The sequence below is a fragment of the Croceicoccus hydrothermalis genome (genome assembly GCF_022378335.1).
GTDB lineage: Bacteria > Pseudomonadota > Alphaproteobacteria > Sphingomonadales > Sphingomonadaceae > Croceicoccus > Croceicoccus hydrothermalis.
The window spans coordinates 364,298-377,273 of the sequence record NZ_JAIQCI010000006.1 but is presented as its reverse complement, the minus strand read 5'-3'; the positions used below and the strand labels follow the sequence as shown (position 1 = coordinate 377,273).

The following is a 12,976-nucleotide window of genomic DNA, read 5'->3' as shown; positions in this document are numbered from 1 at the left end:
AATCCCCATAGCGCACCGCGTGCGGCCCGCAGGTTCGGGCACCGTCGACTTTCCGACGCCTCGCGGCGTCCGAAACTCTAAACGGAAGCGGACCGGCGACTTTTGCGGTCACTACCCAGAAGCAGACTGACCGCTACCGGCCCAGTTCTTGCCATCAGATTACTGTTGTGGCCTTCCTCAACGTGCACCGTGGCGTTGCCGATCCGGCGGACGCAACCTCAACTTCGTTGGCTCGATATGTTCGGTCAGGAAGGAAAGATGTTCGAGGGCTATAAGTTTATCCCCCAATTCAGCCTCTTCATCATAGGTTCGCTCTGTCTCCGTTTGACCTTCGTGACCAAAGATGTCGCAACGGACACTGTCCGCGACTTTGCCCTTCAGGATTGTTGTGCACATACCACGATAGCTGTGAACATTTTTGTCAATCCAGGCACCCCTGTTTCGATGTCGCCATTCGGTGCCTTCGGGAAACGCCCATGCGCGCAACTTTTCAAAGATTGACTTCCGAAACGTATCGGCGAAGCTTCTGGCTTTCGGAGCCTTCATTTCGGGAAACAGATATGTGTGACCGAGGCCACGCATTGCCTGAACATAATCGATAAAGCCGAGGCGAATAAGTTCAGGATGAATGGGAAGCTTGCGGATGGACTGCACGTTCTTCAGATCGCGATCTTCGCTGTAATCGATCTGCATATATGGGATCGGGTCATCCTCATGGACATCGGCTAGCCGTAGTCCGGCAAGTTCTGAACTTCGACCACCATAGAGAGGCAGCATGATCGGTAGGTAATACCATGCGTCGTGAAAAATTTCGTCGCCAGCATTTAGACGATCATCAAGGCCCGCTGAGCCGGACCAAACCGGCGCAGAGAGTATGTGGCGAACTTCTTGTGGGGTCCAGTTAGCTCGCAGGTCGCGCTTACGCTTAGCCTTTCGGCCGCCATTCTTCGTCAGCGTTGCACGGGCAGATTTGAAATCAAGAGCCTCTGCTGTCCTGTGGCCACCTCCCTCGGCACTTGCGCCGAATTCGATGACCTTCGCGATCCAGGTCAGATGCTTATTCATCGTTTTCTGGCTGATACCAACTTCGGATGCAGGCATCTCTTTTGCCCGCGCCAGACTGGCAGGGAAACCTTGTTCACGCTCTGCCGTTGTGCGACCCCAGCGATTGGGGAGGGTTCGGCACAGGGCTTTGAATTTTACGACGCTCTCTTGAGTGATGTTTTCGATTTCTACGTTGTTTCCCGACGCGAAGTCGAACATCGCGATAGCCGTTCGAACCTGCTTTATTGTATCCGGGCTCCAGCCATCCTCGTAAGAGGCTGCAGCGATGCAGTCCTCCGCCGCTTCTTTAAGCAGCTTCGTATCGGCTGTTTTCGTTTCTGAGTTCCGATAAGGAGCGTTGGTTTCAGCGGCTACGGTAGCTTCCTGAGGCGTAGGTCCTTCGAATTGCCCTGTTTGCGGCTTTTCGCCACCATCCGCAGCGCACTCTGACGCTGCGACCGGTTCGTGCGCCGTCGTCGTTGGCTCAGTGTCATCCGCCTCGTTGAAAGCCTGTTGTTCATCGGGTCCACTTGTCTCGGGTTCGATATCGTTTTCGTAGGCAAGGGGGGCGTCGTCCCGAAGAGCCTCGTCAATCCAATCTCGAAAGTCGAAACCGCTATCGGGCAATTGCCGCGCGGCCTCCAAGCAGGCGGCCGCTCGAGCTTCATAAATCAGGCGCTGCAACTTTTCGAGATTTGACCCGGTCGGGGTGATCTTGAAGCTTGAGGCGTAATCGTCGAGTTGACGCTTCGTAACTTCGGTCTTTCCCCTACGTTGATGGCACAACATCGCGACGCATGACGCATCATCCGCCGACCAGCCGCGCGCCAGGAGATCGTCAAAGTGGTCCGGAGTAAAGTCGGCGTCAATTCCGCGACGGGCGCGAATATCATAGAATTCCGCGAAGACGCGATTGGCGCGTGCGTCGTCGGCAGGATCATCGCCGTTCCCAATCTGATCGGTTAAGATACGGTCCAACTGAACCCGCATCGCGTCCTTGAATGCAGCTTTCATCTGATCGGGACGGATTGCGACGCCAACGCTTCCATACGACATACTTATGTTCCTCGCCTGAACCTCCAGACGAGCCATAATACCACGCGCAGTTCGGTAGTTACCAGTGCAAAGTGAGAACGAAACCGAAACAGGCGTTCCTGCAAGCGTAAGCTTGCGTCGCCAATGATAGGTCCCACCGCGAAGGCGAAGATTGGTAGTCGTCATCGAATACGCTCCCTGTGGGAACAGCGATGGGAACAGGTTTGGGGACAAACCTACCCGACCGCTGAAAGGATCGCCAATTTTCAATGACTTAGGGGTAGTTGGTCGGGGAGAGAGGATTCGAACCTCCGGCCCCTGCCTCCCGAAGACAGTGCTCTACCAGGCTGAGCTACTCCCCGACCGATGTCTGCCGCCGGTGCGAACCGAACGGCGAGGCAGGAGGGCGCCTATAGGCAGACGGCGTCCGCGTGGCAAGCATAGTTCGCACATTCGGGCGTCTTTCTTTTGTCCACAGGTCTGTCCACGCCGTGCCCACAGGTTCTGTACAGGCTGTAACACGCTTGTCCTCGGGCTTTTGCCACGTACCACACTCCCCTTGCACACGGCGGCCGGGCAACGTCTAAGCTGACGGCCATGAACACGAATCCCGAAACCGGCGACGCGGCCGGCGAATCCGACACGCCCGCTGACATTTCATCGCGCGCGAACGCCGATCATTATGAATGGCAATATCTCGATCTCATGCGCCGCATATGGACCGAAGGCGACGAAAGGCGGGACCGCACCGGGATCGGTACGCGATCGGTGTTCGGCGTGACGATGCGTTTCGATCTGTCGGACGGCGCGATGCCTTTGATCACGACGAAGCGCGTGTATTGGAAAACCGCGACGCGCGAACTGCTGTGGTTCCTCACCGGGGAAACCAATATCAGGCCGCTCGTGCAACAGCGCGTCGGGATCTGGACCGACTGGCCACTCGACCGGTACCGGCGCGAAACGGGCGAGCCAATCAGTGCCGAGGATTTTTCCGCCCGCATTGCAGAAGACGCCGAGTTTGCCCGGCGATGGGGCGATCTCGGCCCGGTCTATGGCAAGCAATGGGTCGATTGGCCGACCTATGTGCCGGCGGGGGACGGGCTTTACCGCAAGGGAGAGGGTGTGAATCAGGTCGCGCAGCTTGTGGAAAGTCTGCGCGGCAATCCGGGTAGCCGGCGCCATATCCTCGAGGGGTGGAACGTCGCGGAGCTGGATGCGATGGCGCTTCCGCCGTGTCACAAGACCTATCAGTATCATGTGGCGGACGGACGGCTGAACGGCCTCCTTTACCAGCGCAGTTGCGACGTGGCTTTGGGGCTACCGTTCAACCTGTGGTCGGCGGCGCTGCTGCAACGCATGCTCGCGGCGCAGGCGGGGCTGTTGCCGGGGCGCTTTACGTGGATGGGCGGGGACACGCATCTCTACCTCAATCACGAACCGCTGGTGACAGAGCAGTTGGCCCGGACGCCGTCGGGTCGCCCGATTCTGTCGATCCGCGATGGGGTTAAAAGCATTTTCGACTATGGGATCGAAGATTTCACCGTGTCCGGCTACGCGCCGCAACCGCATATTTCCGCGCCCGTCGCGGTCTGATTGCGAGAGTTTGAAAAAATATTACGTCTCTGTTTCGATCATCGTTGACAGCGTGGAACAGCTCGCCTAATTGCCCGTCACCCCAAGGGGAGAGCGGGTGTAGCTCAGTTGGTTAGAGCGCCGGCCTGTCACGCCGGAGGTCGCGGGTTCAAGTCCCGTCACTCGCGCCACTTGGGGATTTCGATCCTGATCGAACAGCATGGCGGCGGTATCCGAAAGGATGCCGCCGCGCTGCGTTTGGCGGGCGATGGGCCGCCGGACGGCATGATATCCAAACCCGCCGCCGGGTTACCGCAGAATCAGCCCCAGCGCCCCGTTTCCATCCAGATGAGAAAGCGGCGGAGCGGCAAGAGCCACGCGATGCCCAGCACGAGATAGACCGGCACTTGCGCCAGCACCGGCCAGCGTGAAATCGGCTCCACACTTGGGGATTTCGATCCTGATCGAACAGCATGGCGGCGGTATCCGAAAGGATGCCGCCGCGCTGCGTTTGGCGGGCGATGGGCCGCCGGACGGCATGATATCCAAACCCGCCGCCGGGTTACCGCAGAATCAGCCCCAGCGCCCCGTTTCCATCCAGATGAGAAAGCGGCGGAGCGGCAAGAGCCACGCGATGCCCAGCACGAGATAGACCGGCACTTGCGCCAGCACCGGCCAGCGTGAAATCGGCTCCACCAGCGTGACGACGATCCCCGAATAGATCAGCATCCCGAAAAGCAGTGCCAGCACGCCCACAGGCTTTCGCCACGTCGGTTTCCATTCTGGATCGGTCATGGGCGTGCCTTTTCAAACGGGCCGAAGAATCGCGTCGGCGTCACCACCGCATCCAGGGGACGGTCATGCGCCTCGCAGGGCAGCGTATCGACCTCCTGTACATCCCAGGCCATGCCGATGGCCAGCGTATCGCGATTCGCACCGAGCCAGCGGTCGTAATGGCCGCCGCCCTGTCCCAACCGCTCGCCCGCAGCGGTAAAGCCGACGAGCGGCACGATCAGCACATCGGGCACCAACGCCGCGGTATCGGCTTCAGGCTGCGGCATGGCGAAGGGACCGCCGGCCAGATCGCTATCGTCCCACGGGTCGGTCCATTCGCGAAAATTCATCGGCGCATCGCGGTCGGCAAAGGCGGGGAGGGCGATGCGGTGACCGGCCTCCTGAAAAAAGCGGGCGTAATGGCGGGTCGGGGCCTCGTGCGCGGCGGCGTGATAAAGGCCGATGACGGCATCGTCGCCGATCATCGCCAGCATCGGCGCCGGCGGGCGCCGCATGATGAGCGCACGGGTCGCATCGGGCAGGGCGGCGACATGGTCGCGGCGCATCTGGCGCAATTCGGCGCGCAGGGCTTTTTTGCGCGCGGCCTGCGTTTCGTTCATCCGTGATGCCTTTTAAAAGCCGGGAAAGGGTGACGGGCCCACCATTTGGTCGTTTGCCGTGTGAAATCCTCTGACGCCTGTAACGTCAGGTGGGGGCCATATATCCCAGGCCACGGCCCGGAACAGGGACAGCCCCCTAGGATTGCTTATAGCCTCAGGGATGTTCTGTCGGCTCGTGCCACGCAGAACCCGTCGCTTCGTGATTTAGGGATGATGGTCGCCGCCCTCAAGGTGGCGGGCGATATTTTCGATGCGCTGCGTGATGGCGTCGATCGTGCGCGACAGCTGCGCGTCCGCTTCGGGATCGCGTTCGGGCGGGGCGGATCGTGGCGCCGGGGCGGCCGCGCGCTGCATTTCGTGGAGCTCGTCGGCGAGCATCAGCGCAGCGAACAGCAACATGCGCGGTTCGCTTTGCCCCATCGCGCCGGCCTTGCGTATCGATTCGTCGATTCTTTCGCCCAATGCGCGAATGTGCTCTTCCTCGCCCGGTGCGCAGCTCACGGCGAAACTGCGCCCGCCGATCGAAAGCTTGAGATTGCTCATGCCGAAGCCCTGTCCGAAGCCGCGCCCGGATCGCCGCCAGCCAATTCGTCTGACATGGCGGGAGTCAGCCCGGCGATAAGCACGTCGATCTCCTGGACCGCAGTCCCGATCCTGTCCCGCATCGCGTCGCGCTGCCGCCGCAAATCGTCGATTTCGGCGGTGTGCGCCTGCGGGCGGGTTGCGGCCTGCTCCAGCCGGACAAGCGCGCTCTGCAATCGCGCGAGCGCGGCTTCGGGCGTATCCACGCCGGTTTGAGTGTCATGGCTGTTCATCGTTAGTCGTTCCTCGCCCCTCGCAAAATCGTCGATTCGCCGAACGGGATCGTCATACGAGCCCGCGGCCGCTCCGTTAAACGGCGTCGAACCGCCCGAGCGACCGCAACCGAACCCCACCATGCGGCGGGTCGGTTCGCGAACGCGGTTTGTCTTAGCGCACAGAAACGATTGGTAAAGCAATGGTCAAAAACGGTTTTACACCCTATCGCATCGAGGCAGGCGCTGCCCCGTGGCGGGACAGCCGGGGTGCAAACTTGACGAGGCGGCACCGCACCCGCAAAGCACGCCCGCCGACGAATCGAAACGTGCAATCGAACAAGGGGCCACTCAACGCCGCCCCGAAAGGCCGGAATACAAGAGAATGACTTTGGATCGCAGCCAGCTCACCCCCATGGCCAACGCCATTCGTGCCTTGTCGATGGACGCGGTGCAGGCCGCCAATTCCGGGCACCCCGGCATGCCGATGGGCATGGCCGATGTGGCAACGGTTCTGTGGTCGGATTATCTGAAATTCGATCCCAAATCGCCCGACTGGCACGACCGGGACCGTTTCGTCCTGTCCGCAGGGCACGGTTCGATGCTGATATATGCGTTGCTCCACCTGTCGGGCTACGACCGGCCTACGATGGACGACATCCGTAATTTCCGCCAGCTTGGCAGCGTGTGCGCCGGGCATCCGGAAAACTTTCTCATCCCCGGTGTGGAATGCACGACCGGCCCGCTGGGGCAGGGGCTGGCCATGGCGGTCGGCATGGCGATGGCGGAGCGGCATCTTAACGCCGAGTTCGGCGACGCGCTGGTCGATCATCGTACGTGGACGATCGCCGGGGACGGCTGTCTGATGGAAGGGATCAACCACGAGGCGATCGGCCTTGCCGGGCATCTGAAGCTTGGCCGGCTGAACGTGCTTTGGGACGACAATGACATCACCATCGATGGTGCGACCTCGCTTTCGACGAGCGAGGACATCAAGGCGCGCTATGCCGCGACCGGCTGGCATGTGACCAGCTGTGACGGGCATGATTTCGGCGACATCCGCCGCGCTCTGGATGAAGCGGTGGCCGATCCGCGTCCGTCCCTCGTCGCGTGCAAGACCGTGATCGGCAAGGGCGCCCCGAACAAGCAGGGCACGTCTGCCACCCATGGTGCCGCGCTTGGCGACGAGGAAATCGCCGCGGTCCGCCAAACGCTGGGCTGGAGCGCCGCGCCGTTCGACATTCCGTCCGACATCGCCGCCGAGTGGCAGCAGACCGCCGTGCGCGGACGCAAGGCGCGGCAGGAATGGACCGACCGCCTCGCGAAATCGCCCGACGGGGAGGCGTTTCGCGCCCGCATGTCGGGTGAATTGCCCAAGCTCGCCGACTGGCAGGAATACAAGGAGCAGCTAACTCGCGACATGCCGAAGATGGCGACGCGCAAGGCGAGCGAGGCGGCATTGGGCGTGCTCACCGCGTCGGTCCCAGCGCTCGTCGGCGGGTCGGCCGATCTCACCGGGTCGAACAATACCAAGACGCCCGCGACCACGCCCTTTACGGCGGAGGATTACGCGGGTCGCTACGTCTATTACGGCATTCGTGAATTCGGCATGGCCGCGGCGATGAACGGCATGGCGCTGCATGGCGGGGTCATCCCCTATGGCGGCACCTTCATGGTGTTCTCGGATTATTGCCGCCCGGCCATCCGCCTCTCCGCCCTGCAGGAGGCGCAGGCGATCTATGTCATGACGCATGATTCCATCGGGCTTGGCGAAGATGGGCCGACGCATCAGCCGATCGAACATCTCCAATCGTTGCGCATGATCCCGAACCTGCGCGTGTTCCGCCCGGCCGACGCGCTCGAAACGGCGGAATGCTGGGAACTGGCGCTGCGCCATACGACGGGGCCGTCACTTCTCGCGCTCAGCCGGCAGAACCTGCCCGCGCTGCGCACCGACGCGGATCAGAACCGCAGCGCGCGCGGCGCGTATCGCGTCCGCGCCGCCGATGCGCCGCGCAAGGTCGTCCTCATCGCCAGCGGTTCCGAAGTGCAGCTCGCGCTCGACGTCGCGGAGGTGCTGGAGGCCGAAGGCGTGGGCGCGGATGTCGTGTCCATGGTCTGTACGCAGCTTTTCGACGAGCAGGACAAGATCTACCGCGACGATATCTTGCCGCACGTCAAGCCGAGCGATATCCTGCGCGTTTCGATCGAGGCGGGCAGCTCTTACGGGTGGGAACGCTATACCATGCTGGACGGTCTCCAGATCGGGATCGACCGGTTCGGCGCTTCTGCCCCCGCCGCGGATCTGTTCGAGAAATTCGGTTTCACGACCGATGCCATCGTTCCGCAAATCAAAGCACGTCTAGGCATCTAAGAGGAGTTTCAGCATATGGCGACGAAGGTTGCAATTAATGGTTTCGGTCGTATCGGACGGCTGGTTGCGCGCGCTCTGCTCGAACGCGACGATCACGATCTGGAACTGGTGGCGATCAACGATCTCGCCGATGCGAAGGACAACGCGCTCCTGTTTTCCTACGATTCCTCGCACGGGCGCTTCCCGGGTGAGGTAACGTCGGACGCCGACAGCATCACCGTGAATGGCAAGAAGATCGCGGTCACGAAGGAACGCGATCCCGGCAAGCTCCCGCACAGGGCGATGGGCGTCGACATCGTGCTCGAATGCACGGGCTTTTTTCAGTCGAAGGAGGCGGCCAGCCCGCATCTCGATGCAGGGGCGAAGCGCGTGCTCATCTCCGCACCGGCGAAGAATGTCGACAAGACCATCGTGTTCGGCGTCAATCAGGGTACGCTGACCGCCGACGACATCGTCGTGTCGAACGCAAGCTGCACGACCAACTGCCTCGCGCCCGTCGCAAAGGTGCTGCACGAAGCGGTCGGGATCGAACGCGGTTTCATGACCACGATCCACAGCTACACCAACGATCAGCGCATGCTCGACCAAATGCACTCGGACATGCGTCGTGCCCGCGCCGGGGCGCAGAACATGATCCCGACGACGACGGGTGCTGCCCGCGCGGTCGGCCTCGTGCTGCCCGAACTCAATGGCAAGCTCGATGGCAGCTCGGTCCGCGTGCCGACGCCGAATGTCAGCCTGATCGATCTCGTGTTCACCCCGTCGCGTGACACCAGCGCTGAGGAACTGAACGAAGCGCTCAAATCCGCGGCCAATGGCGCGCTGAAGGGCGTGCTTGATTATACGGAAGAGCCGCTGGTGTCCTCGGACTTCAACCATTATCCGGCCAGCTCGACCGTGGACAGCCTCGAGACCGCAGTGCTGGAAAACAAGCTCGCCCGCGTCGTGTCGTGGTATGACAACGAATGGGGCTTCTCCAACCGGATGATCGATACCGCCGGCGTGATCGCTGGCCTGATCTGAGCCGGGGGGCGGACGATGAGCGTGGGGCGGTTGGTCGGCATTGCGCGGCATGACCGCCCGCGCGGTCCGATCGAGGAAATAGACGCCGTCGAGGTTACGGCCGAAGCGGGCCTCGACGGCGATTATCGCGGCGCGATGAAGCCGGACGGCCCGCGCAAGCGTCAGGTTTCGCTCATCACCGCATCGGGATGGGCCGCCGCCATGGCCGACCTCGATCTCGCGCCCGACGCCATCCGTTGGTCCGAGCGTCGCGCCAACCTGCTCGTCGATGGCATTGCCTTGCCGCGCGAGGCGGGCGCACGAATCCATATCGGCGAAACTCTCGTTATCGAGGCGGTGCAGGAATGCGACCCCTGCAGCCGGATGGAGAACATTCACGCCGGATTGAAGGCAGCGCTGATGCCGGATTGGCGCGGCGGCCTGCTGGGCCGGGTGCTGAAGGGCGGGCATATCGCCATCGGCGACATCATAAGGATCGAAGCATGAGCAGCTTTCGCACTCTCGACGATATTGAACAGGTTTCGGGCAAGGTGGCGCTGGTTCGCGTCGATCTCAACCTGCCCATGAACGGCGGGCAGGTCACCGACCGCACGCGGATCAATGCCTCGGCGCCGACGATACTGGAACTGGCCGATGCGGGGGCGAAGGTGCTGCTGCTCGCGCATTTCGGCAGGCCGAAGGGGCAGCGAAGCTCGACCCAGTCGCTCAGCATGGTGGTCGACGCGGTGCAGGATGTTCTGGGCCGGGAAATCATGTTCGTGCCCGAAGTTGCCGGCGATGTCGTCGCGCAATCGGTCGGCATATTGCGCGATGGCGATGTCGCCATCCTCGAAAATACGCGCTTCTGGCCGGGCGAGGAGGCGAACGACGCCGAATTTGCCGCGGCCATCGCCGCCAATGGCGATTTCTACGTCAATGATGCGTTTTCCGCCGCCCATCGCGCCCATGCCAGCACCGAGGCGATCACCCATTGCCTGCCCAGCTTTGCCGGGCGTGCGATGCAGAAGGAGCTGGAGGCGCTCGACAGGGCGCTTGGCAATCCGGAAAAGCCGGTCGCGGCCGTCGTCGGCGGGGCGAAGGTGTCGAGCAAACTTGCCGTGCTGGAGCATCTTGTCGGGATCGTCGATCACCTCATCATCGGTGGCGGCATGGCCAACACCTTCCTTGCCGCACGCGGGGTCGATGTCGGCAAATCGCTGTGCGAACATGAATTGAAGCCCACGGTCGAAGCGATCATGGAGGCGGCCGATCGTTCGGGCTGTACCGTGCATCTGCCCTATGACGTTGTGGTGGCGACCGAATTCGCGGCCAATCCCGCATCGCTGCGCACGTGCAACGTGCACGAGGTCGCGGCGGAGGAAATCATCCTGGACATCGGGCCGCAGGCGACCGAGGCATTGGGCGATGTGCTCAAGACCTGCCGCACGCTTGTGTGGAACGGCCCTCTCGGCGCGTTCGAGACAGAGCCGTTCGATGCGGCGACCGTATCCCTCGCCAAGACCGCCGCCGCGCTGACCCGCGAAGGCTCGCTCGTATCGGTGGCGGGCGGGGGCGACACGGTCGCGGCGCTCAACCATGCGGGTGCAGGCGATGATTTCACCTATGTCTCGACTGCTGGCGGGGCCTTCCTCGGATGGATGGAAGGGCGCGAATTGCCTGGGGTTGCGGCGCTGACGCCCTGAATTTTCCGAACCTTTCTCGAATACAAGACCAAACAGGGGATTGCGACGATGACTTACGACGAAATGCTTGAACAGATCCGCAATGGCGACGGCTTCATCGCCGCATTGGACCAGAGCGGCGGTTCGACGCCCAAGGCGCTGCGCGGTTATGGTGTCGATGACGATGCATGGTCGGGCGACGAGGAAATGTTCGCCATGATCCACGCCATGCGCAGCCGCATCGTGACCTCGCCATGTTTCAACGGGGACAAGGTTCTCGGCGCGATCCTGTTCGAAAAGACCATGGACGGCGAGGCCGACGGCAAGCCGGTGCCCACCGTCTTGCAGGAGCGGGGCGTGGTCCCTTTCCTCAAGGTCGACAAGGGGCTGGAGGACGAGGACAAGGGCGTTCAGCTGATGAAGCCGATGCCGGGCCTTTCCGAATTGTTGAAGCGCGCGAAGGACAAGGGCGTATTCGGGACCAAGATGCGTTCGGTCATCCATTCCGCCGAGGCGCAGGGTATCGCCGCCATCGTGAAGCAGCAGTTCGATGTCGGCAATCAGATCGTCGATGCAGGGCTGATGCCGATCCTGGAGCCGGAATACACCATCACCGCAGACGACCGCGCTGAGGGTGAAAAAATCCTGCGCGATGAAATCCTGAAAGCGCTGGACGAGCTGTCTGGCGGTCGCCAGATCATGCTGAAGCTGTCGATCCCGGCAGTGCCCGGCACCTATGATGCGCTGGTCGACCATCCGGCGGTGGCGCGCGTCGTCGCGCTTTCGGGGGGGTATTCGCGCGCCGACGCCTGCGCCGAGCTGTCGAAGAACAAGGGCATGATCGCGAGCTTCAGCCGCGCTCTGCTCGAAGAGCTGCGCCATCAGATGGACGACAAGCAGTTCGACGACGCGCTTTCCGCCGCGATCGAGGAGATCTACTGCGCATCGGCGGAGAAGAACGCCGCCTGAGCCTGCGCCTATGGCGTGATCGCGTAAACGAAGCGGTAATCCCCCGTCGGGATTGCCGCTTCGCCTTTTTCAGGCGCCACGTTCGTGAGCTGAACGCGGGTTCCGCGCAACGTGGCGTCCTCCCCGGCGATGAGCGTGCGTGTCTCGGTCCCTTCTTCGCCCTCTACCGTCACCTCCACGACGACGCGGCCGACCCATACGCATTGCGTGCCCACCGGACAGCGGCTGTCTTCAATCACGGCCTGCGTGGTGAGTGTCCAGTCGTCCGCCCGCACCGGTTCGCCGATGGCAACAGCCGCCCGCGTCGAAGGCGGGGGCGAGGTGCGTTCCGTGCGTTCCTCGCCCATCCCCGCACATCCGGAAAGCGTGGCGAGCGCCATGATGCAGGCAGGCAATATCGTTCGATCGTGCATAAGACTTCACACTCCTTCGCGACGCGGTTAGGGCATCGGGCATGAACCGCACCGATCTCTATCTCATTTCGCCGCTCGACGTGACCGGTGATTTTCCGGGCCGGCTTGCCCGCGCCATCGATGCCGGCGACGGTATCGTCACCGCTTTCCAGTTTCGCGTGAAGGACATGGATCAGCACGAGGCCGCACGTCTCGCCGAACCGCTCCACGCGATCTGCGCCGATCGCGGCGTCGGATTTATCGTGAACGATTCCATCAGCCTCGCCAATCGGCTCGGCGCCGACGGCGTGCATCTGGGGCAGGGTGACGGCACGGTTGCCGATGCCCGCGAAAAACTTGGCAAGGACGCGCAGATCGGCGTGACCTGTCATGCAAGCCGCCATCTGGCGATGGATGCGGGCGAGGCGGGGGCCGATTACGTCGCGTTCGGCGCGTTCTTTCCCAGCACGACGAAGGAAACCGAACATCGCGCAGAACTCGAACTGCTGGAATTCTGGCAGCATCTGTTCGAGATTCCGTGCGTGGCGATCGGCGGCATTACGCCGGAAAACTGCGCCCCGCTGGTGACGGCGGGGGCGGATTTTCTCGCGGTGTCGGGCGCTGTCTGGAACGGGGAAGAGGCGGCGTCGGTCCGTGCCTTCGCCCGCGCGATCGCCGACGCGCCGCCCCGGCCGGAGGGCGAATTTCGTCGCTAGGG

14 protein-coding genes and 2 tRNA genes are annotated in these 12,976 nt (G+C 62.4%); 8 read left to right on the top strand and 8 right to left on the bottom strand.

Translation table 11 applies throughout. The features are described from left to right. Positions 1 to 177 precede the first annotated feature (177 nt). Complete coding sequence (locus K4G67_RS07210) at positions 178 to 2,058, bottom strand: site-specific integrase (RefSeq protein WP_239805684.1); 1,881 nt, start codon at positions 2,056 to 2,058, stop codon at positions 178 to 180. 306 nt (positions 2,059 to 2,364) lie between these two features. Continuing rightward, a tRNA-Pro gene (locus K4G67_RS07205) sits at positions 2,365 to 2,441 on the bottom strand. Between the two features lie 235 nt (positions 2,442 to 2,676). Between K4G67_RS07205 and thyA the strand changes: the two genes are divergently transcribed. Both thyA and K4G67_RS07195 read left to right on the top strand, forming a co-directional pair. Next, entirely contained in the window at positions 2,677 to 3,672 is a 996-nt protein-coding gene (thyA, locus tag K4G67_RS07200; RefSeq protein ID WP_275588764.1) for a thymidylate synthase, read from the top strand. Positions 3,673 to 3,765: 93 nt separating this feature from the next. Beyond that, positions 3,766 to 3,842, top strand: a tRNA-Asp gene (locus K4G67_RS07195). Between the two features lie 129 nt (positions 3,843 to 3,971). Here K4G67_RS07195 and K4G67_RS07190 read toward each other — a convergent pair. The 5 genes from K4G67_RS07190 to K4G67_RS07170 form a co-directional block, all read right to left on the bottom strand. Further along, a complete protein-coding gene (locus K4G67_RS07190) occupies positions 3,972 to 4,094 on the bottom strand; it encodes a DUF2842 domain-containing protein (RefSeq protein WP_239805683.1) in 123 nt (40 codons plus the stop codon). A 130-nt stretch (positions 4,095 to 4,224) separates the two neighbouring features. After that, entirely contained in the window at positions 4,225 to 4,446 is a 222-nt protein-coding gene (locus K4G67_RS07185) for a DUF2842 domain-containing protein (protein WP_239805682.1), read from the bottom strand. Beyond that, entirely contained in the window at positions 4,443 to 5,045 is a 603-nt protein-coding gene (locus tag K4G67_RS07180) for a 5-formyltetrahydrofolate cyclo-ligase (RefSeq protein ID WP_239805681.1), read from the bottom strand. The genes K4G67_RS07185 and K4G67_RS07180 overlap by 4 nt, the downstream gene beginning before the upstream one ends. 204 nt (positions 5,046 to 5,249) lie before the next feature. Next, complete coding sequence (locus K4G67_RS07175) at positions 5,250 to 5,588, bottom strand: cell division protein ZapA (protein ID WP_239805680.1); 339 nt, start codon at positions 5,586 to 5,588, stop codon at positions 5,250 to 5,252. Next, positions 5,585 to 5,860 carry a hypothetical protein gene (locus tag K4G67_RS07170; RefSeq protein WP_239805679.1) on the bottom strand — a complete coding sequence of 92 codons (276 nt, stop codon included), beginning with the start codon at positions 5,858 to 5,860 and terminating at the stop codon, positions 5,585 to 5,587. Before K4G67_RS07170 ends, K4G67_RS07175 begins: the two co-directional genes overlap by 4 nt. A 364-nt stretch (positions 5,861 to 6,224) precedes the next feature. Between K4G67_RS07170 and tkt the strand changes: the two genes are divergently transcribed. The 5 genes from tkt to K4G67_RS07145 are packed head-to-tail and all read left to right on the top strand — an operon-like array spanning position 6,225 to position 11,866. Next, positions 6,225 to 8,213: a transketolase gene (gene tkt, locus K4G67_RS07165; RefSeq protein WP_239805678.1), complete on the top strand. Its 1,989-nt coding sequence runs from the start codon at positions 6,225 to 6,227 to the stop codon at positions 8,211 to 8,213. A gap of 15 nt (positions 8,214 to 8,228) precedes the next feature. Further along, positions 8,229 to 9,236, top strand: coding sequence for a type I glyceraldehyde-3-phosphate dehydrogenase (gap, locus tag K4G67_RS07160; protein WP_239805677.1), 1,008 nt, complete (start codon positions 8,229 to 8,231; stop codon positions 9,234 to 9,236). A gap of 15 nt (positions 9,237 to 9,251) precedes the next feature. Beyond that, positions 9,252 to 9,722, top strand: a complete 471-nt coding sequence (locus tag K4G67_RS07155; RefSeq protein WP_239805676.1) for an MOSC domain-containing protein — start codon at positions 9,252 to 9,254, stop codon at positions 9,720 to 9,722. Next, positions 9,719 to 10,918, top strand: a complete 1,200-nt coding sequence (locus K4G67_RS07150) for a phosphoglycerate kinase (RefSeq protein ID WP_239805675.1) — start codon at positions 9,719 to 9,721, stop codon at positions 10,916 to 10,918. Before K4G67_RS07155 ends, K4G67_RS07150 begins: the two co-directional genes overlap by 4 nt. Before the next feature lie 48 nt (positions 10,919 to 10,966). Beyond that, on the top strand, positions 10,967 to 11,866 hold the full coding sequence (locus K4G67_RS07145; protein ID WP_420830002.1) for a fructose bisphosphate aldolase: 900 nt from the start codon (positions 10,967 to 10,969) through the stop codon (positions 11,864 to 11,866). Between the two features lie 8 nt (positions 11,867 to 11,874). Here K4G67_RS07145 and K4G67_RS07140 read toward each other — a convergent pair whose 3' ends face one another. Continuing rightward, entirely contained in the window at positions 11,875 to 12,279 is a 405-nt protein-coding gene (locus tag K4G67_RS07140) for a hypothetical protein (RefSeq protein ID WP_239805674.1), read from the bottom strand. Between the two features lie 41 nt (positions 12,280 to 12,320). Between K4G67_RS07140 and thiE the strand changes: the two genes are divergently transcribed. Further along, entirely contained in the window at positions 12,321 to 12,974 is a 654-nt protein-coding gene (gene thiE, locus K4G67_RS07135) for a thiamine phosphate synthase (protein ID WP_239805673.1), read from the top strand. Positions 12,975 to 12,976: the final 2 nt, after the last annotated feature.